The following is an 18,553-nucleotide window of genomic DNA, read 5'->3' on the forward strand; positions in this document are numbered from 1 at the left end:
TACGCAACGTCACTTCGGCGGCGACTCCACCTTCCCTCCGCCGCTGTGCGGGCCCTCGCGTCACCGGTGCATCCGGCCGGGACCGGCTCCCCGCGCCGCACTCCGGAGGGCCTGCGGCGCCGCCCGCTCCCGCCTCCGGCCACCGGACCGGGGCGGGTCCGCGCCGCCCGCGGACCGGCCGACCGCCTCACGTCTCCCCGAACAGGACGGCACACCAGGCGCCTCCTGCCGTACCCAGCACCCACGGCCACGTCCGGACCGGCCCTCGCCCCGACCCGGGCAACGGCCCCAACGGCCCCAACGGCCCCAACGGCCCCAACGGCCGGGATGTCTCGGCCCGGGGCGGGGCCCAGCCGTCCCCCTCCGTGGCGTCGTCCCCCACTCACCGGACAGGGCAGGGGTCGGCGGCTGCCGCGGCGGGTTGCCCCGGTGCGCGCCGGCCCAGGCCGCAGCCCGGCCCGGCAGGGACACGCCGTCCATGGCGGCGTGCCCCTGCCCCACCGGATACGGCCCACTCCCACAGCGGGGTCCGGCGGGACACCTCGCGCCCTCCCCTGCCGACCGTCCGGGCGGAGGGCGCGGGAGTGGGTGGGGTCGCTCCCCGGCGGCTGCGCCGGGGAGGGCCGCGATGACGGCCGCCAGGTCCGCGCCCGCCGTGAGCAGTGCCACGGACCGCGCGGCGATCCGGTCGAGACGCCCCCGCAGGACGCGCTCCGCCTCCGCCAGGCCCTCGAAGCTCCGGAGGGAGCCCATGACCTCACGCACGGCGGGAATGCCGTATCCGCCGGCCCGGAGCGCGGCGACGATACGGGCCTCCCCGATGGCGGCCGTCCCGTAGCGGCGGGCGCGCAGGGACGTCACCCGCTCGGGGTGGACGAGCCCCTCGTCCTCCCAGAAACGCAGGGTGGACGCCCGCACGCCGAGCGCTTCCGCGAGCTGTGTGACGGTCATGGCGTCCGCCTCCCGGGCGGCGGCGCCCGCCGTCCGCACCTCCGCGCGGACGGCGCGGACGGCGGCCTGGGCGGCGAGTACCTCCTCCCGTTCCCGCGCCAGCCGGACGTGCACCCTGCCGATCACCGCCGCCGCGTCCGCCCGCGTCCCCGACCACGCCTCCCCGAGCAGCCGCCGCGCCTCCACCGGCCCGACCGCCCCGGCGATCCCCCGGTACGCCGCCAGGGCGCGTACGTGAAGAGGGGTGTAGGAGCGGTAGCCGCCGGCCGAGCGTGCGGCAGGCGGGATGACGCCGAGCGCCTCCAGGTCCCGTACCTGCTGCGCCGAATACCCGGTCGCCCTGGCGACCTGCGCGGTCCGCAGGGACGTCTCTCCCGCTCCCCCGGCCGGTTCACCCATCGTCCAACCCCACAGAAGCACTTGAAGGTGACGCTTGAACCATGAGTATGGAGCAGATCATCGCGGCGGTGCGCGGCTTCGACGGCGCGCTCGTGGTCGCCCCCGGGCCCGGCGGCACGTCCTCCGGGCCGACAGCACAGGAGCCGGCCTTCCCCGAGCTGACGTGGGGCGACTCCTTCTTCTACTACGCCCCCGACGGCCGGCTGCCCCGCACCGGGCAGCCGTACGGGACGATCGTCACCAAGGACTACCCCGACGACACCGCGTCCGACCTCGATCCGCCGGGACGCTGGCGTGTCAACGTCCATGTGGACCGCGACACCTTCCGGCGGCTCACCGGCGAGGAGCCGCGCGCCCTCGCCCTCCCCCGCGACCACGCGGCGTCCGACCAGGTGGTGCCGCACCCGGTGTACGGGTCCCTGGGCTGGATCTGCGTCGTCAACCCCGGACCGCTGACGACGGTCACCGTCCTCGGTCTGCTGCGCGGCGCCCACGAGGCGGCCCGCGCCCGGCACGAGCGGCGGCGGGGGACGGGGGGTGAGCCCGTGACGGACTGAGCCGGGGCACGGGAGCGCGCGGGGGCGCGGCACCCCCGGACCGGGCGCGCGGGACGCCGCCTACGCTTGGCGGCATGCCCGTGTCGCGCACCAGGAAGCCGCAGAAGAAGTCCGGCCGCACGCCGCAGCGTGGCGGCGGCCGCCCCGCCGGCGGGGGGCGCGCGCCCACGCGGAGCGGCGACCGGCGGCGCCCCTGGGCGGTCGTGATCGCCGTACTACTGGTGTGCGCGCTGGGCGCGGGCGTGCTCGCCGCGCTCGGCAGCGCGGGCGGGGGCGGGGGTGACGACGCGCGCCAGGAGGGGTTCGGCGATCCGGCGCTGGCCGACGTCGCGCACCGCGACCCGGACGACCCGCTGGCGGTCGGGGACGTGGACGCGCCCGTGGTGCTCGTCGAGTTCCTCGACTTCCAGTGCGCTTACTGCGGCATCCACGCGCGCGAGACGCACCCGTGGCTGGTGGACGAGTACGTGGACACGGGCAAGGTCCGCATCGAGTTCCGCAACTTCCCGATCTACGGCCCCGAGTCGGACACCGCCGCGCGGGCCGCGTGGGCGGCCGGGCAGCAGGGCCGCTTCTGGGAGTTCTACTCGGCCGCCATGGACGAGGAGTTCGACATGGACAGCGGCCGGTTCTCCGACGAGGGCGTGCTGGCGCTGGCGGAGGAGGCGGGCGTGCCCGACCTGGACACGTTCCGCCGCGACCTGGACTCCGCGGCGGCGGGCGAGGCGGTGGGCCGGGACGCCGAGGAGGCGCTGTCGACCGGGGTCACGCAGGTGCCCGCGTTCCTGGCGAACGGCGCGTTCGTCGGCGGCGCGCAGGACCAGGACGCGTTCCGCGGCGTGCTCGACGAGGCGTACGAGGCGGCGACGGACTGACCCGGCGGGCCAGGCTGACCTCACCGGAAACAAACCGTCACAACCATCGGACAATCCGTCACCGGGCCGATCAGCTTCTCTCACCGTGCGGGGGATTGCCGCCAATCCCGGTCGGGCGGTCAAGTGCCCGCCTCGTCACGGTTTAGCGTTCCGGGCCATGGCTCAACATCGCAAGAGACCGCGGAGCGTCGCGCAGCGGACCGTGTCGCTGCGCACGGCGGCCGCGACCCTGACGCTCGCCGGGGCACCGCTGGCCGCGGGCGGCGCGGCGGTCGCCGCGCCGGGCACCACCGCGGCCGAGGTCAGGCAGCAGGTGGACGAGCTGCACCACGAGGCGGAGGAGGCCACCGAGGCGTACAACGCGGCGACGGAGACCGCCGGGCGCGCCGAGGAGCACCTCGACCGGCTGCGCGACCAGGCCGCCCGCCGCACCGACGAGCTCAACGCCCTGCGCCGCGACCTCGGCGCCCAGGCCGCGGCCGAGTACCGCGCCGCCGGATTACCGGCCTCCCTCCAGCTCGCCCTCGCCACCGACCCGGACGAGTACCTGGAGCGCGCCGCCGCCCTCGACCGCGCGGGCAGCCGCCGGGCCGACGCCGTCGCCGTCCTCGGCAACGAGCTGCTGGCCGTCGAGCGGCTGAGGGCGGAGGCCGAGGCGGAGGCGGACGTTCTCGCCGACGCGCGGTCCGCGGCGGCGGAGCACCGCGCGACGATCGAACGCAGGCTTGCCGAGGCCGAGGAACTGCTCGCCGGGCTGACCGCGCAGGAGCGCGCCGCGGCGCTGGCCGAACCCACCGGACCCACCGGACCCACCGGACCCACCGAGGCCGCCACCGGCGCCGTGCCGCTGTCCGCCGCGCGGGACGCCTCGCCGAGCGCACGCGCCGCCGCGGCCGTCGCGTTCGCCTACGCGCAGCTGGGCAAGCCGTACGGCTGGGGCGCCACGGGCCCCGACGCGTTCGACTGCTCGGGCCTGACCCAGGCCGCCTGGCGCACCGCGGGCGTCTCGCTGCCCCGCACGAGCTACAGCCAGGTGAGCGCGGGCACCCGCGTCTCCCGCGACCAGCTGGCGCCCGGCGACCTGGTCTTCTACTACTCGGGTGTGAGCCACGTCGGCATCTACGTCGGAGACGGCCAGATCATCCACGCGGCACGCTCCGGCACCCCGGTACGCATGGCCCCCGTGGACTCCATGCCCCTGGTCGCCGCGACCCGCCCCGCGTAGACCGGGCGCGAACGGCGGGAGCCGCCATCCGTCCACGGCGAACCGGTGGACCCTCGGCTCCCGGGCGCGGGAACCCAGCCGCTCGTACAGCCGGTTCGCCGCCTCACGGTCAGGACGCGAGGTGAGGTCCACCGGACGCGCCGGATCAGCGCGGCCCGCCACGCCCTGCCCTCGCGCCGCGCTGTCCACGACAACGTCTTCGCCCCGGGCCCCGAGCCCGGACGGAAGGGGGTCAGCGCCCGTGTCGGCGTCCCGACGACGCCGTCAGCTCCGCCCGCTCCACGAGCGAGCAGCACGGTGTCCGCGTCGCACCGCGCCATTCGTTCGGCTTCCCGTGGTTTCAGGGATCTCGCGGTCTTCGACAGTCGCGGCACCAGGCGTCCGAACGCCTCGACGGCCTCAGGGCCGCTCACCGGCGCGGCGGGCAGGCAGTGCGAGCGGGCGCAGGGAAGCCGGGCCGTGGCTGCTTCGTGGTCAACACGGCCACCGAGCTGGGCACGGCCGGCGCCCGGGTGAGCGGCCAGGACCGCGGCCGCGTTCGACGTGACCCGCGAGGCGCCGCGCGGCCGGCTGGACGCGGCGCGCGAGAACGGTGAACTGCCCGCCGGTCTCGACACCGAGGCCGCCGTCGAGCTGCTGTTCACCACGGTGCTCGGCCCGCGCGTACGGGGGAGCGCGCCGGGCACGACCCGACGCGGCCGGCCCGTCCGTCAGGCGATCCCCGCGACCAGCAGGGCGAACGCCGCCACCAGCACCGCGACGCGCAGATAGTGGAACCGGTCCCAGCGCCCCAGCTGCTGGTGCCAGTCCGCCGGGACGCTCTCCGACGTCCAGCGCTTCACCCGCGAGTTGATCGGGACGAGCAGCGTCACCGACATCAGCACGCTCAGCGCGAGCAGCGCCGTCGCCGTGCCGAACGCGCCCGTCCCGCCGTCGCCCCGGGACTGCCAGGTCACGATCGAGCCGAGCACGACCGAGCCGATGTACCAGAACGGCATCACGAACCCGAGGATGCGCGCCCCCTCGATACGGCCGCGGAGCCCGGCGTCGCCCGGCAGCCGGCCGAATATCGCGTTGAGAAAGACCGCCACCGCGAACTCCACCCCGACCAGCAGTCCGACGATCACCGTGGTGCCGGCGGCCAGTACGTTCTCCATGTCCACTCCTCAGGTCCCCGGCACTTCTTCTAGCGCCGCTAGCTGATGTGGCGATGCTAACCAACACATCGCTCCTTTGTCTAGCGCCGCTAGCGAGACGGCGCGGAAAAGCCCCCGCGGCCGGACTCGGGCGTCCCGGCGGCGGGGGCCGTCCCAGGGGGTGACGCGGGGCGTCACCAGGGCGCGGGCGCCGCGGCCAGGCGTCTGCCGTGGCGCGCGGGAGAGGCGTGGTGGTGGACCCGGGAAGTGGCGCACACTCAACCGCCGATCCCCTGGACGAGCAATAATCTGCGCAGAATCACACAAAAACTCGATCAGTCAATGAAATTCACCGAACCGACCACCCGTCAGCCCGTGACCCATGTCACACACGGCTCCTGTCAGGAATCGGCCCGCCGCCCCGCTCAAGTCACCGACAGGGACCAGCGAACCGACAGGAGCACCACGTGAAGCACCGCATCGTCGTCCTCGGCGCGGGTTACGCCGGCGCCTACGCGGCCGGGACCCTGGCGCACCGACTGTCCCCGAAGGACACCGAGATCACCGTCGTCAACGCCGAACCCGACTTCGTCCAGCGCCTGCGGCTGCACCAGCTCGCGGCCGGGCAGGCGATCGCGGCCCCGCCGCTCGCCGACGTCTTCGCGGGCACGGGGATACGGCTGCGCGTCGCCCGCGTCACCGCCCTCGACCCCACCCGCCGGATCGTCACCTGGCCGGCACGGCCACCGGCGCCCCTGCCGAACTGGGCTACGACACGCTCCTCCACACCCTCGGCAGCCACGGCGCCGACCACGGCGTCCCCGGCGTGGCCGAGCGGCACCTGCCACAACGCCATGGGAGCGAACGACTTCACCGTCATCTGCGACTACAACTTCCCCGAGAACGACTACATCTACATCAGGGTGTGCGTCCGCAAGGGGGAGAACGGCACCGACCAGCGGTGCAGCGCCGAGGCGGGCCCGATCAGCATCTCCTCGGGCGAGTACGCCTGAGCGACCGCCTCCCCGGCCGCCGCCCGCCCGCCCGGAAATCACCACCCCGCCCGCTCCGTAGGGCACAATCCCCCCAGCAGCGGCCGCCGGTACCAGGACCGGCGGCACGGGACGCGTCGCCGTACGCGGGAGGAGCCGGGAGTGTCGTGAGCGGGGAGGAAGCGGCGGCACGGGAGTTCGCGCGCCTGCGGGACGAACTGGCGGCCGGGCGCGGCATACCGGACGCCCTGGCCCACTCGCCCGACGCATCGCGGCAGTGGGTGTCCGACGAGCTGACCCGCACCGCCCGCGACGCGGCGGCCCGCGAACGCGCCGACGACGACGCCCGCCTCGCCCGGCTCGCCGCGCGGGCCGCCTGGACGGCCGCCGCGCTGCTCGCGCTCCTCGCCCTGGCCCAGCCCGTCGCCGCGCTCCTCGGCGACGGCTGGTCCACCGGCCGCACCGCCGCCCTCGTCGCGCTCCTCCCGCCGGGCGCGGCCGTCGCGTACGCCGCGCTCGGGCGGCGGCAACGGGCGCGCGGCGGCGTGCTCGCGCCCCTGATCGGCGACGACAACCGGCTGTCCACCTCTCGCGCCGTCGCCGCCGCCTGGCTGCTGGTCGCCTGCCACAGCCTGCTCGCGCTCGCCCTCACCGGCGGCGCCGCCGGGTTCGCGGACGGCGCGGGCCTGCTGACCGCCGCGGCCGTCGCCCTCGCCGTCACCGTCTGGGTGCGGCACACGGTGGCCACGCGCGTACGCGGCTTCCGCATGCAGAAGATCCGCGCCGACCGCCCCCGCGCCGCCGACCTGCTGACGGACGACGGCGGACGCGGCAGCTTCACCGGGACCCAGTACGCGGCCGTCGCCGCCACCGGCGTCGTCTGGACGGCCGCCGCCCTCGCCCGCAACCCCGGCCACATCCCCTCCCCGCCCTGGCCGCTGGTGCTGCTCGGCGCCGCCTCGGCCCTCGCGTACGCCGCCGCCCGCTACACCGAGGGCGGCAGGCCCGTCATCCAGTCGATCGTGCGCGTCCGCGAGCCGGGCGACCTGCACGCCCCGATCCGGCACGGCGACGAGCTGGAGATCCGCGGCTCCGGCTTCGTCCCGGCGGGCGCCGCCGCCCCCGACCGGCTGGCCGAGACGGTGGTGCGCATCGGCGGCGTGGAGGTGCCCGTACCCCTCGTGCCGGTGACGGGCGGGTTCAGCAATCCGGGTGATACGCGGCTGCGCGTGCCGGTCCCGGTGGAGCTTGACGCGGGCCCTGTAGAGGTACGGGTCATCACCGCGGCCGGTACGGAGTCGGGACGCTATGTGATCACCGTGGCAGACTGACCGCCTTCACAGATGCCCCAAGGGCGACATCACGGAAGGTTCCCACCATGTCTGTCACGCCCCGAATCGGCGGCCCGCCCCCCGTCCACACCCACTTGCCCGGCGTCCCCGTCCCCGGGCGGCAGGAGCAGGCGCGCGAGAGCACGGCGCGCTGGGCCCCGCTCCCCCTGCGCCTGTTCCTGGGGACGACGTTCCTGTACGCCGGGATCGACACGTTCGCCGACGTCCGCCCGTTCAGCGCGGCGATGAACGGGGACGCCATCGCGCGGATGGTGTCGTTCACCCGTGGCGACGCCGCCGTCCCGCGCCTCACCGACCTGGTGCTCGACCGCCCCGACCTCGTCGCCGGCTGCCTGGGCGCGGCCGAGATCACCATCGGCGTCGCCGTGCTCCTCGGGCTGCTGACCCGCTGGGCGGCGGCCGCGGGGGCGCTGCTGACGCTCGCGTTCTGGCTGACGACGGGCTGGCACACCGACCCGTACTACTTCGGCCACGACCTGCCGTACGCGCTGGGCTTCGTCACCCTGCTGCTCACCGGCGCCGGGACCCACGCCCTCGGGCCCGCCCTCAGCCGCCGCCAGGACCGCCGGAGCCAGCGCCTGTTCGCCCGTCCGAACTGATCCCCGCGCCGTCACCACGCCGCACGCGCCACGCGCGCGCCGTACGCCGGGCCGTGAACGTCACCGCCGCCACGGCCCCGCTCAGCAGCAGCGCCGCGGGCGCCAGCACGAACACCGCGATCAGCGGCACCCCGTCCCCGTCGCCCCGCAGCCGCACCAGGTGCACGACGGCGATCCCGATCATCGTCAGGCCCAGCACGAGCCGCCAGGGCTCGAAACGGTGCCTCCGCATCCCGCCGTCCCCGCCGCGCGTCCCGCCGCCGCTCATGCCGCTCCCTCCGCGATCCGCCGCACCGCCAGGTGCCCGATGCCCATGTCCAGCCACAACTCGACCGTCCCGCCCGCCGTGTCCCCGTCCTGCGGCCCGTAGGTGATGGTCCGCTCCTGGCTCACGCCGCCGAACGAACGGACCGGCCCCGGGTCGTCCACGGTCGTCAGCGGGTCGTAGGAGAACGCGCCCACGTCGATCTCCGCGTGCACCTCCACCGTGACGTCCGGCGGCACCAGGACCGTCACCTGCCCGGCGCCCGCCTCCACCGAGGTGGTGACGCGCTCGCCGGCCGCCAGGTCGAGCCCGGTCAGGTTCAGCCGCGCGTCGCCCGTGTCCATGCTGTACGCGGGCCGCAGCGCGTCCGCCGACTCGACGCGCCACACGGGCTCGGTCCAGCCCGTCGCGATGTTGTCGGGCAGCGCCGAGGCACCGGCGAGCAGCACCGCCGTCAGGCCCGCCATGACGACCGTCCCGCCCCCGACGCGCCCCACGAACGCGCTGACCGCCAGGCCGAGGCCGTACACGACGAGCGCCGCCGTCAGGCCGACGACCAGCGCCGTGCCGAGCGGTTCGCCCTCCCAGGCGAGCGCCGTGCCGGTGAGGAAGGCGAGGGAGGCGAGCAGGGCGACGAGTCCGCCGAAGCGGAACTCGCGGGTCCTGGCGGGTCCGGCGGCGGGTTCGGCGGCGGGCGGCGCGGTGTTCTCGCGCGGCGCCCGGACGCCCGCCGCCGTGCCCGGCCGCGCGTCCGCCGCCTCGGCCGGGCCCCACAGGTAGCCGGGCCGCTGCGGGTCACTGGTGCCCCGCCACCAGGACGGCCCCGCGGTGGGCGGCGCGGCGGCCTCCGGCGGCGCCTCGGCGGCGGCCTGGGCGGCGACCGGGTCGGCCGCCTGCCCGGCGCAGCGCTGCTCGCCCCGCCGCGCCCAGTGGGCCGCGCCCGCCATCGACGCGAAGACGAGGAGGGAGAACCACACGACGCCGCCGGTGTCCGCCAGCGACGCCAGCAGCAGGCCACATCCGGCGACGATCAGCAGCAGCGCCGTCAGCCCCGGGCCCTCGACGCGGCCGGACAGCAGCCGCCGCCCCTCGTTCTCCTCCTCGCGCTCGAACGGTATGAGGAGCCACGCCAGCCCGTACGCGATCAGCCCGAGCCCGCCGACGACCGACAGCATCACGAGGGGCACACGCAGGATCACCGGATCGAGCCGGAAGTGCCGGGCCAGGCCGCCGCAGACGCCGCCGACGACCTTGTGCCGCCTGCTGCGCGTCAGTTGCGTCCACTCGCGCCGTACGCGTGTGGTCGTCGATTCCCCGGCCATGCCACCGGTGGGAGCGTCGCTCATGCCTCCATGGTGGCCGGGCGCGGCTGCGGCCGGAATCCGGGGCGCCCCGGACCCGTCCCTGAGTCCCCTGCCCGGGACACCCCTGATGCCCCCGGTGGCCCGTTCGTGTGACGATCGGGGTATGACGACCCCCACCACAGCGCCGGGCGCCGCCGCCGACGCCTCCCCCGACGACGCGGGCGTGCGCAAGCTCTACCGCGTCGTGGAGGGCCGCTGGCTGGGCGGCGTCGCCCAGGGCCTCGCCGGGCACCTCGGGGTCCCGGTGTCCTGGGTGCGGCTGACGTTCTTCGCGCTCGTGACGGCGAACGGTCTCGGCGTCCCGCTGTACGGCATCTTCTGGTTCGTCGTCCCCCTCGGGACGCCGGTACGGCCCGTCGCCCCGCCGACCGGCCGGTCCCGTTTCCACCTGCTGCACCACCCGCGCGACAAGCGGCAGCTACTGGCCATCGTGGTCGCCGTCGCCGCCCTGGCCGCGCTGGGCTTCAACCTGCACCTCCCCCTCCAGGCCCGCTACCTGTGGCCGCTGCTGGTCGTCGGCGTGGGCGCGGCCGTCGTGTGGCGGCAGGCGGACAACACCCGGCGCTCCCAGTGGGCCGCCGCGACCCGGGACAGCCGCTGGCTGCCGCTGGCCCGCAGCGCTGCGGGCGCCGTGCTGATGTGCCTGGGCATCACCGCGTTCGTCCTGGGCCAGGGGGTGTCGGCCGAGGCGCTGAGCGTCGTTCTCCAGGCGTCGGTCGCCGTGCTGGTGGGCATCGCGCTGCTGGTCGGCCCGTACGTGGTGCGCATGGTGCAGGACCTGTCCGCCGAGCGGACGCTGCGCATCCGGGCGCAGGAGCGCGCCGAGCTGGCCGCCCACATCCACGACTCCGTGCTGCACACCCTCACGCTGATCCAGCGCAACGCGGAGAAGCCCCGCGAGGTCGCCCGTCTCGCCCGCGCGCAGGAGCGCGACCTGCGGGCGTGGCTGTACAAGTCGGCGGAACGGTCCGGCCGCGCTCCGGAGCCGGAGGAGGAGACGGCCCGCACGTTCGCCGAGGCGGTGCGCGCGACCGTCGCGGAGGTCGAGGACCTGCACGGCGTGCCGATCGAGGTCGTGTGCGTCGGCGACTGCCCGGTGGACGAGGGCCTGGCGGCGCAGTTGCAGGCCGGGCGCGAGGCGATGGTGAACGCCGCCAAGTACGGCGGCGACGGCGGACCCGTGCAGGTGTTCGCCGAGGTGGAGGGGCGTACGGTCTTCCTGTCGGTGCGTGACCGCGGCCCCGGTTTCGACCAGGACGCGGTGCCGGCGGACCGGATGGGTGTGCGCGAGTCCATCATCGGACGGATGCAGCGCAACGGCGGGGCGGCGCGGGTGCGTTCGGCGCCGGGCGAGGGGACCGAGGTGGAACTGACGATGGAGCGGGCGATGGAGCGGACGGCATGACGGACGGCATGACGGGCGGCGTGACGGGCGGCGCGCGCAGGGCCCGTGTGGTCCTGGTGGACGACCACCGGATGTTCCGGGCCGGGGTGCAGGCGGAGATCGGCCGCACCGAGGAGACGGGCGTCGAGGTGGTCGGCGAGGCGGGCGACGTGGACCAGGCGGTCGCGGCGATCAAGGCGGCGCGGCCCGACGTCGTGCTGCTGGACGTGCACCTGCCGGGCGGCGGCGGGGTGGAGGTGTTGCGGCGCAGCGCGGAGCTGATCTCGGCGCCGGAGCGGCCGGTGCGGTTCCTGGCCCTGTCGGTGTCGGACGCGGCGGAGGACGTCATAGGCGTCATCAGGGGCGGGGCGCGCGGCTATGTGACGAAGACGATCACCGGGCCCGACCTGGTGGGGGCGATCTTCCGCGTGGCGGACGGGGACGCGGTGTTCTCGCCGCGGCTGGCGGGCTTCGTGCTGGACGCGTTCGCCTCGTCGGACGCGACGCCGGTGGACGAGGACCTGGACCGGCTGACGCAGCGGGAGCGCGAGGTGCTGCGGCTGATCGCGCGGGGGTACGCGTACAAGGAGGTCGGCAAGGAGCTGTTCATCTCGGTGAAGACGGTGGAGAGCCACGTCTCGGCGGTGCTGCGCAAGCTCCAGCTGTCGAACCGGCACGAGCTGACCCGCTGGGCCACCGCCCGCCGCCTGGTCTGACCCACCGCACGCCACCGCACGCCACTGCACCGCCCGCCACTGCACCGCGCGGACTGCGCGCCGCGCGGTGTACGCGTACGCCTGCGGTCCCCGCACGCCACCACCGCACCTGGCCGCGGCGCACCCGCCCGGCCAGGGTCTCCGGCGAGGACACCGCCGTCGTGCCGGACGCGTGGGCCGGGGGCGGGGGCCGTCCGCGGCCGGTGCGTCAGACGATGCGGGTGTCCGCCGGGTTCTCGTCCGGGAGGTGGACGTCACCGACCGCCACGTTGACCTCCACCACTTCGAGCCCCGTCATGCGCTCCAGCGCCGTGATGACGTTCTCCCGGATCTCGGCCGCCACCTCGGGGATCGGCACGCCGTACTCCACCACCACGTCCAGGTCGATGGCCGTCTGCCGCTGGCCGACCTCCGCGTGGACGCCGCGCGCGACGTTCGACCGGCCGCCGGGGACGCGGTCGCGTGCGGCGCCGAGCGCGCGGGCCAGGCCGCTGCCGCCGAGCGCGTAGACGCCCGTGACCTCGGCCGCCGCCATGCCGGCGATCTTCTCGACCACGCCGTCCGCGATGGACGTCTGCCCGCGCGTGGCGGCCGGTTCCCCGGGCCCGCTGCCGCCGTCCGTGACGGTGGTCGCGCCCTCGGTGCCCTGCGGTACGGCGGGGCCCGCGCTCTCCGTGCGCCCCTGCGGCACCTGCGCGCCACCGGTCTCCGTGCCCGCGGCCCCGTCCGCCGGGAAAGCGTCCCTCGTCGCGTCCATCACTGCCTCACACCCCTCACTTGGCCTGCCGGATCTCCGACCCCGCCGGATCTCCCGGCAGGGCGCATTGTTCCGCATCTGCCCGCTGCCCGGTCCTGCCGCGCGCACGCCGTGTCGCCCCGCCGTTCCTCCCCGCCCCGCGCGCCGCGCCCGCCGACGCCGCGACCACGCACAGGACCGCTATCCACTGGTTCCAGTGCAGCGCCTCCCCCAGGACGGCGAGGCCGATGAGGGCGGCCACGGCCGGTTCGAGGCTCATCAGGATGCCGAAGACCCGGGGCGGGATTCTGCGCAGCGCCTCCAGGTCGAGCGAGTACGGAACGACGGACGACAGCAGTGCCACGCCGAGGCCCGCCGCGAGCACCCACGGCTGGAGCAGCGCCGTTCCGCTGTCGGCGACGCCGAAGGGCGCGGCGACGACCGCGGCCACGGCCATGCCGAGCGCCAGGCCGTTGCCCTCGGCGGTGTGCCGGCCCAGCGCGGCGCCGACGAGGATGTACAGGCCCCAGCACGCGCCCGCCGCGAGGGCGAACAGCAGACCGGCGGTGTCCACGTCGCCGCCGCCGTCCGCCAGCAGGACGACGCCGCACGCCGCGAGGAGCGCCCAGCACGCGTCGGGCCAGCGCCGCGATCCGCCGAGGGCCACCGCGAGCGGGCCGAGGAACTCGACGGTCACGGCGATGCCCAGCGGGACGCGGTCGAGCGCCAGGTAGAAGCAGAGGTTCATCGCGCCGAGGGTCACGCCGTAGGCGAGGACGACCGTCCAGGCGCGGCGGCCGAGGCGCGGCGAGGGGCGCCACAGCAGCAGCAGCACCGCGGCGGCGAAGAACAGCCGCAGTGTGACCGTGCCGAAGCTGCCGACGGCGCCGAACAGGTTCTTGGCCACCGCCGCGCCCAGCTGGACGCTGACGATGCCGAGCAGGACGAGGACGGGTGGCGGGACGGCGTCGAGGGTGTGCCCGGCCCGCGCGTTCATGGTGGCCACATGGGGAGTCTCGGCGAGCGCCCGGCGCGCGTCACCCGCTTTTCACGCCCCTTCCCGCGCCCCCGTCGTCACCCCGCGCGCAGCGCGCCGAGCAGGCGGCGCAGGGCGGCCGTGGTGTCGGCGAGGTCGTCGGGCCCGGCGGAGGCGGCCAGCCACAGCGCGGCCTCGTTCATCGCGCCCGACAGGAGGTGCACGAGCGGGGCGACGGGCTGCCGTGGGATGGCGCCGTTGTCCATCAGGGCGGCGAGCGCGTCGTGCAGGTGCCGGGCGGAGGCGGCCTGGTCCATGGCGCGCCACTCGTTCCAGCCGAGGACGGCCGGGCCGTCGACGAGCATGATCCGCTGCGTGTCGGGGTCGGTCGTCGCGGCCAGGAACTCCTCGCTCCCGGCGACCAGCCGGTCCCACGGGTCGGCGTACTGGTCGGCGACGGCCGCGACCCGGCGGCCCACCTCGTCCTGCACGGCGGTCAGCACGGCGTGGAACAGCTCGGTCTTACCCGCGAAGTGGTGGTAGAGCGCGCCCTTGGTGACCCCGGCGGCCTCCGTGATCTGCGCCAGGCTCACGGCGGCGTACCCGTGGTCGGCGAACAGCCGCCTGCCCTCCCGCAGCAGGACGCGCCGCGTCCGCTCGCGCTGCCGCGCCCGGATGCCGTCGGTCCGCATCGTCCCCACACCCTCTCGGCGCACCGGCCTTTGACATACCAACGGTATGCGAATACCGTCACTCGCGTACCGATGGTATGCGAAAGGCGCGACGACCATGCGACTGACCGGCTTCTACCCAGTGATCGGCACCGAACGGGTGGGCGAGTCACGGGACTTCTACACCCGCCTGTTCGGCTTCGAGGTGACCTTCGAGGCCGACTGGTACGTCAGCCTCCGGCACACCGCCGACCCGGCCCGCGAGCTGGCCCTGCTCGACCACGCCCACCCGACCGTCCCCGAGGGCTACCGCGTCCCGGCGCGCGGCCTGCTGCTCAACTTCGAGGTGGCGGACGTGGACGCCGAGTGGGAGCGGCTCGTCACCGGCGCGGGCCTGACCCCCGTACTGCCGCTGCGCGACGAGGACTTCGGGCAGCGGCACTTCATCGTCCCCGACCCGAACGGGGTGCTGATCGACGTCATCACCCCGATCGAGCCGTCTGCCGACTTCGCGGCGCAGTACGCGGCGGACTGACCGCCGTTCACCTCCCCAGGGCGCGGCAGCGGCGCACGGCGAGCGGGCCCGCGTACGCCATCGGCAGCGCGTGCTGCTCGACCCGACTGCCGCCGAGTGGCACGGGGTTGCCGACCAGGTCGCGGATCGCGTCCGCCGTGGACGACACCGGGTTCCACAGCACGACGGCCCCCGCCAGTCCGGCATCAGATGCGGGGGTGTGAAGACGGACGACACCATGCCGAGCGGAAAGGCGACGGCGAAGAGGTTCCCCGCCGCCGCCACGCTCGGCACCGCGAGCCCCAGCCACACCCCCACCCACCTCAGCGCGACCGCGTGCGCCGCCGTACGCGCGCCGGCTCGCGCCGTATGCCGTGCCCGCCGGCCGACGCCCGCCCGCCGTCGGGGCGGGTCAGGGTGGCCAGCATGCGGACGGTGCCGCGCCGCACCGCCGGGCCGAGGCCGTCGACGGCGAGGCGGTCGCACTACCGCTTGGCCAGTCCCTCGGCGACGACGGACCAGTCGCCTTCCTCCGCGCGCACGCGGTCCCCTCCCGTTGATCTGGGTACGGCGTACCCACAGACGAGGGGGTCGTTAGACTGCGCCCACCATGGAGCCGGTACACAGCGGCCGCGGCGACATCAGCCGCAGCCTCGAACTGATGTGGCACGGCCGCGAGACCGCCGCGCGCGGCCCCCGGCCGGCCCTGACCCTCGACCGCATCGTCACCGCCGCCGTCGCGCTGGCCGACCGCGACGGCATCGCCGCCCTGTCCATGCGCAACGTCGCGGCCGAGCTGGGCGTCGGCACGATGTCGCTCTACCGCTACGTCCCCGGCAAGGCCGAGCTGCTCGACCTGATGCTCGACCACGTCAACGCCCCGGACGGCGACCCCGACGCGCACCGGGACAAGGACTGGCGCGCGATCCTCACCCTCGTCGCCGAGGGCACGTACCGCCTCTACCTCGACCACCCGTGGCTGCTCCAGGTCAACCAGTCCCGCCCGCTGCTCGGGCCGAACGCGCTGCTCGGCTTCGAGTTCGCGCTGCGCGGCCTCGCGGACCTCGGGCTCACCGGCCAGGAGAAGGTGCAGGTCATCATGACCGTCGACTCCTACGTCACCGGCATCGCCCGCTACCACGTGCTGCGCGAACAGGCGAGCCGCGACTCGGGCGTGAGCGACGAGGAGTTCTGGGCACAGCAGGGCCCGCTGATGACGACCGCCTACCACACCGGTCGCTACCCGGAGGTGTTCGGGCTGGCCGAGGACGCGTTCGCCATGGGCGCCGAGGAGTCGATGCGCTTCGGCCTCGACCGGGTGCTGGACGGCTGCGCGGCCCTGGTCGGCGGGCGGGCGCGCCGTAAGCCGGCGGACGGGTGAGCCGTACGTGTTCCGCCGCGCGGCGGGCCGGTGTTACGTTCCGGGCAGGGCGACGGCGCCCGCAGGGGGGCGGATGACAGTGGGGTCACGACGCGGCGCACTGCTGGCCGGCGCGCTGCTGGCCGTGGCGCTGAACGGCGGCTGCGCCGGGGGCACCGGCGACGGCGGCGACGGCGTGCCCCCCGGGCCGACCGCCCCCGCCGAGCTGGTGACCGTCAGCGTCTCCGGCGGACTGGCGGGCGGCGGCCCCGGCGTGTTCGTGGCCGTCGCGGCGGACGGCTCGCTGACGTCGGTGGCCGGTACCGGCGCCGAGATGGAGAACGGCGAACTGACCGACGCCCAGCTCGCGGAGCTGACGGACCTCGTGGAGAGCGACGCGTTCGCCGCCCTGCCGCCGCGGACGTACGACGCGCCCGCGCCCGACGCGTTCCGCTACACCGTCGTCCACGGCGAGCGCTACGTCATGGCGGACGACGCCAGCCTGACGCCGCCGCTCGACGGGATCGTGGCGCTGCTGGCCCCGTGGCTCAGCGCCGCCGGGTGACGAGCCGCCGCAGGCCGACGACGGCGAGCACCGCGACGCCCGCGACGACGACGGCGCGCGTGGACAGCGACAGCTCCCCGCCGTCACCGTCCCCGCCGCCCCCGCCGTCCTCACGCGCGCCCGTACCACCGTCCCCGCCCTCGGCCGCCTCCTCCCGCACGGTCTCCGGCAGCAGGTCGCCGCTGAGCCCGACCGGCTCCACGGCGCTCGCCTCCCCCTCGCTGCCGAACATCAGCGTCCGCCCGTCCGGCGTGAACGTGACGGACTCGCCCTGTGCCTGGAGCGGCGGCACGACGCGCTGGTCGATCGCCTCCGGCACGCCCGTCTCCGGCCAGCGGTACATGACCGCGCCGAAGTAGCCGCGCAGCAGCAGCCGCGTCCCGTCCGGCGAGAACGCGCCGTCCGTCACCCACAGGTCGAGATCCGTGACGGGCTCGAACGTGTTGACGCCGCTCGTCGCCAGCTCCTCCGGCCCGGCGTACAGCGCGGCGCCGCCGTCCTGCTTCTTGCTGGCGATGTACACCCGCCCGGTGACGGGGTGGACCATCAACGCCTCGGCGTCGCGCGGCCCGTCGGCGTAGGTCAGGGTGTAGACGGTCGGGGTGACGGTGGTGTCGGCGAGTTCGGCGGGCTCGGGGAAGCGGTAGAGCCACACCTCGCTCCAGCCGCCGTCGAAGTTGTCCCCGATGTCCGCCGCCCACAGGTCGCCGTCCGGGCCGAGCGAGATGGCCTCGACGTCGCGGGCCTCCACACCGGAGAGGGCGACGGTCGCGACGGTCTCGCCGGTGGCGCCGTCCACGGCGTAGACGTTCGCGGCGTCGTCGCTGTCGTTGTGCGTCCAGTAGATCCCGGGGTGCGCGTGGCTGGCCTGGAGGCCGCTCGACTCCACGATCCGCGGGTCCGTGATCGTGAACGCCCCGGGCTCCGCGTCGTCGGCCGCGGCGGACCCGGCGGCCAGGAACGGCAGCAGCAGGGGCGCGAGCACGGCGGTGGCGGCGGCGAGGGCGGCGGCGGGGCGCGTCGTCGGGGGCATGGGGCCAAGCCTGCCAGCACGCGCGCCGCGCCGGGCCGTTCCCCCCGGAGAGGGGACGTGCGGGGGCCGCGGGCACCGGAGTGAACGCGCGCGCCCCACGGGGACGTTGGGGATCATGAGGACATCGCAGACAGCGACGTTGCGGCCACCCCGCGCACTCCCTACTGTCCCCATCATGAGTGGACATGGACAACAGCGACAGCGGCGTGACGGCGGCCCGGCGCCCTGGGTGGCCCCGGTGGCCGGCGCGACGGGGGCGGCGCTCGCCGTCGTCGGCTCCCTGCTCACCTGGGGCGAGGTCACTCATCCGGCGTGGGGGGACCAGGAGATCGCCGGTCTCGACGGGGACGGCGTGTGGACGCTGTGGCTCGCGGTGGGCGCGCTGGTGCTCTTCCTGGCGACGCCGCTGGCGCGGCTGCCGCTGCTGGCCGCCGTCGCCGGAGTGCTGTCGGTCGGCACGGTGGCGCTGAGCGGACTGAACGCGTTCGGTCCCGACCGTTCGGCGCGTATCTACGTGCGCGACGTGCTGGGGCGGGGCGGTGAGGACGAGGACGAGATCTTCGCGCTGCTGTCCGACTACGGCTCGGCGCCCGGCGTCTGGCTGGTGCTCGCGACGTCCGTACTGAGCGTCACGGCGGCGGTGTGGACAGTCGTGCAAGCGGGGCAGCTGCTTCCCGTTGCGGAGGAGATGCGGCTCCGCGACGGGGAACTGGCGAAAAGATAAGTGCGATCAGCCGCATAACGGGCAGCCGCGTTGCGGTGGCCGGGCGCCGCTTCCTAGGTTCCTCGCCATGAGTTCCTACGGTCAATACCCCGCCGCTCCCGGGGGGGGGGGGGGGGGGGGGGGGGGGGGGGGGGGGGGGGGGGGGGAGGGGGGGGGGGG

General features: G+C 75.4%; 21 protein-coding genes and 3 pseudogenes. 14 read left to right on the top strand and 10 right to left on the bottom strand.

The genetic code is table 11. The features are described 5' to 3' along the window. Nucleotides 1-60: 60 nt before the first annotated feature. Entirely contained in the window at nt 61-951 is an 891-nt protein-coding gene (locus ACL02R_RS26065) for a MerR family transcriptional regulator (protein ID WP_412799431.1), read from the bottom strand. Here ACL02R_RS26065 and ACL02R_RS26070 point away from each other — a divergent pair. Beyond that, the gene (locus ACL02R_RS26070; RefSeq protein ID WP_412799435.1) at nt 950-1,189 is read left to right on the top strand and encodes a hypothetical protein; all 240 of its coding nucleotides are present in this window, start codon (nt 950-952) and stop codon (nt 1,187-1,189) included. The two genes, ACL02R_RS26065 and ACL02R_RS26070, sit on opposite strands and share 2 nt — an antisense overlap. Before the next feature lie 20 nt (nt 1,190-1,209). Here the strand turns inward: ACL02R_RS26070 and ACL02R_RS26075 are convergent. Continuing rightward, nucleotides 1,210-1,350 (bottom strand): annotated as a pseudogene (locus ACL02R_RS26075) (MerR family transcriptional regulator); the annotation flags it as partial. A 47-nt stretch (nt 1,351-1,397) separates the two neighbouring features. Between ACL02R_RS26075 and ACL02R_RS26080 the strand changes: the two are divergent. From ACL02R_RS26080 to ACL02R_RS26095, 4 genes are all read left to right on the top strand, one after another. After that, a complete protein-coding gene (locus ACL02R_RS26080; RefSeq protein WP_412799432.1) occupies nt 1,398-1,907 on the top strand; it encodes a DUF6194 family protein in 510 nt (169 codons plus the stop codon). Between the two features lie 74 nt (nt 1,908-1,981). Further along, nucleotides 1,982-2,782 carry a DsbA family protein gene (locus ACL02R_RS26085; protein ID WP_412799412.1) on the top strand — a complete coding sequence of 267 codons (801 nt, stop codon included), beginning with the start codon at nt 1,982-1,984 and terminating at the stop codon, nt 2,780-2,782. A gap of 157 nt (nt 2,783-2,939) precedes the next feature. Then, a complete protein-coding gene (locus tag ACL02R_RS26090; protein ID WP_412799413.1) occupies nt 2,940-4,007 on the top strand; it encodes an NlpC/P60 family protein in 1,068 nt (355 codons plus the stop codon). A 543-nt stretch (nt 4,008-4,550) separates the two neighbouring features. Then, nucleotides 4,551-4,778: a hypothetical protein gene (locus tag ACL02R_RS26095; protein ID WP_412799414.1), complete on the top strand. Its 228-nt coding sequence runs from the start codon at nt 4,551-4,553 to the stop codon at nt 4,776-4,778. Here ACL02R_RS26095 and ACL02R_RS26100 read toward each other — a convergent pair. After that, nucleotides 4,718-5,164, bottom strand: a complete 447-nt coding sequence (locus ACL02R_RS26100) for an anthrone oxygenase family protein (protein ID WP_412799415.1) — start codon at nt 5,162-5,164, stop codon at nt 4,718-4,720. The two genes, ACL02R_RS26095 and ACL02R_RS26100, sit on opposite strands and share 61 nt — an antisense overlap. A 446-nt stretch (nt 5,165-5,610) precedes the next feature. Between ACL02R_RS26100 and ACL02R_RS26105 the strand changes: the two are divergent. From ACL02R_RS26105 to ACL02R_RS26115, 3 genes and pseudogenes are all read left to right on the top strand, one after another. Further along, nucleotides 5,611-5,978: pseudogene (locus ACL02R_RS26105) on the top strand (FAD-dependent oxidoreductase); the annotation flags it as partial. A 324-nt stretch (nt 5,979-6,302) separates the two neighbouring features. Further along, on the top strand, nt 6,303-7,466 hold the full coding sequence (locus ACL02R_RS26110; protein WP_412799433.1) for a hypothetical protein: 1,164 nt from the start codon (nt 6,303-6,305) through the stop codon (nt 7,464-7,466). Between the two features lie 47 nt (nt 7,467-7,513). After that, on the top strand, nt 7,514-8,086 hold the full coding sequence (locus ACL02R_RS26115) for a DoxX family protein (protein WP_412799416.1): 573 nt from the start codon (nt 7,514-7,516) through the stop codon (nt 8,084-8,086). Here the strand turns inward: ACL02R_RS26115 and ACL02R_RS26120 are convergent. Next, complete coding sequence (locus ACL02R_RS26120) at nt 8,034-8,354, bottom strand: hypothetical protein (protein WP_412799417.1); 321 nt, start codon at nt 8,352-8,354, stop codon at nt 8,034-8,036. The two genes, ACL02R_RS26115 and ACL02R_RS26120, sit on opposite strands and share 53 nt — an antisense overlap. Next, nucleotides 8,351-9,697: a PspC domain-containing protein gene (locus ACL02R_RS26125; RefSeq protein ID WP_412799418.1), complete on the bottom strand. Its 1,347-nt coding sequence runs from the start codon at nt 9,695-9,697 to the stop codon at nt 8,351-8,353. Before ACL02R_RS26125 ends, ACL02R_RS26120 begins: the two co-directional genes overlap by 4 nt. 121 nt (nt 9,698-9,818) lie before the next feature. On the opposite strand from ACL02R_RS26125, the gene ACL02R_RS26130 reads away from it, so the two are divergent. Both ACL02R_RS26130 and ACL02R_RS26135 read left to right on the top strand, forming a co-directional pair. Beyond that, complete coding sequence (locus ACL02R_RS26130) at nt 9,819-11,120, top strand: PspC domain-containing protein (protein WP_412799419.1); 1,302 nt, start codon at nt 9,819-9,821, stop codon at nt 11,118-11,120. After that, entirely contained in the window at nt 11,117-11,815 is a 699-nt protein-coding gene (locus tag ACL02R_RS26135; RefSeq protein ID WP_412799420.1) for a LuxR C-terminal-related transcriptional regulator, read from the top strand. Before ACL02R_RS26130 ends, ACL02R_RS26135 begins: the two co-directional genes overlap by 4 nt. 208 nt (nt 11,816-12,023) lie before the next feature. Here the strand turns inward: ACL02R_RS26135 and ACL02R_RS26140 are convergent, their stop codons facing one another. The 3 genes from ACL02R_RS26140 to ACL02R_RS26150 form a co-directional block, all read right to left on the bottom strand. Then, the gene (locus tag ACL02R_RS26140) at nt 12,024-12,572 is read right to left on the bottom strand and encodes an Asp23/Gls24 family envelope stress response protein (RefSeq protein WP_412799421.1); all 549 of its coding nucleotides are present in this window, start codon (nt 12,570-12,572) and stop codon (nt 12,024-12,026) included. A gap of 16 nt (nt 12,573-12,588) precedes the next feature. Beyond that, on the bottom strand, nt 12,589-13,548 hold the full coding sequence (locus tag ACL02R_RS26145; RefSeq protein ID WP_412799434.1) for an EamA family transporter: 960 nt from the start codon (nt 13,546-13,548) through the stop codon (nt 12,589-12,591). A 77-nt stretch (nt 13,549-13,625) separates the two neighbouring features. Beyond that, entirely contained in the window at nt 13,626-14,219 is a 594-nt protein-coding gene (locus ACL02R_RS26150) for a TetR/AcrR family transcriptional regulator (protein WP_412799422.1), read from the bottom strand. 97 nt (nt 14,220-14,316) lie between these two features. Here ACL02R_RS26150 and ACL02R_RS26155 point away from each other — a divergent pair, with 97 nt between their 5' ends. Next, nucleotides 14,317-14,733 carry a VOC family protein gene (locus ACL02R_RS26155; RefSeq protein ID WP_412799423.1) on the top strand — a complete coding sequence of 139 codons (417 nt, stop codon included), beginning with the start codon at nt 14,317-14,319 and terminating at the stop codon, nt 14,731-14,733. A 7-nt stretch (nt 14,734-14,740) separates the two neighbouring features. On the opposite strand, the pseudogene ACL02R_RS26160 reads toward ACL02R_RS26155, so the two are convergent. Beyond that, nucleotides 14,741-15,042 (bottom strand): annotated as a pseudogene (locus ACL02R_RS26160) (ABC transporter permease); the annotation flags it as partial. 280 nt (nt 15,043-15,322) lie between these two features. Between ACL02R_RS26160 and ACL02R_RS26165 the strand changes: the two are divergent. Both ACL02R_RS26165 and ACL02R_RS26170 read left to right on the top strand, forming a co-directional pair. Then, nucleotides 15,323-16,093, top strand: a complete 771-nt coding sequence (locus ACL02R_RS26165; protein WP_412799424.1) for a TetR/AcrR family transcriptional regulator — start codon at nt 15,323-15,325, stop codon at nt 16,091-16,093. Between the two features lie 73 nt (nt 16,094-16,166). Continuing rightward, nucleotides 16,167-16,637, top strand: a complete 471-nt coding sequence (locus ACL02R_RS26170) for a hypothetical protein (protein WP_412799425.1) — start codon at nt 16,167-16,169, stop codon at nt 16,635-16,637. Here ACL02R_RS26170 and ACL02R_RS26175 read toward each other — a convergent pair. Further along, nucleotides 16,621-17,670: a hypothetical protein gene (locus ACL02R_RS26175; protein WP_412799426.1), complete on the bottom strand. Its 1,050-nt coding sequence runs from the start codon at nt 17,668-17,670 to the stop codon at nt 16,621-16,623. The genes ACL02R_RS26170 and ACL02R_RS26175 overlap by 17 nt on opposite strands. 175 nt (nt 17,671-17,845) lie before the next feature. On the opposite strand from ACL02R_RS26175, the gene ACL02R_RS26180 reads away from it, so the two are divergent. Further along, a complete protein-coding gene (locus ACL02R_RS26180) occupies nt 17,846-18,394 on the top strand; it encodes a hypothetical protein (RefSeq protein WP_412799427.1) in 549 nt (182 codons plus the stop codon). The last annotated feature ends 159 nt before the right edge of the window (nt 18,395-18,553 follow it).

The sequence above is a fragment of the Streptomyces sp. MS19 genome (genome assembly GCF_047200595.1).
Classification (GTDB): Bacteria; Actinomycetota; Actinomycetes; order Streptomycetales; family Streptomycetaceae; genus Streptomyces.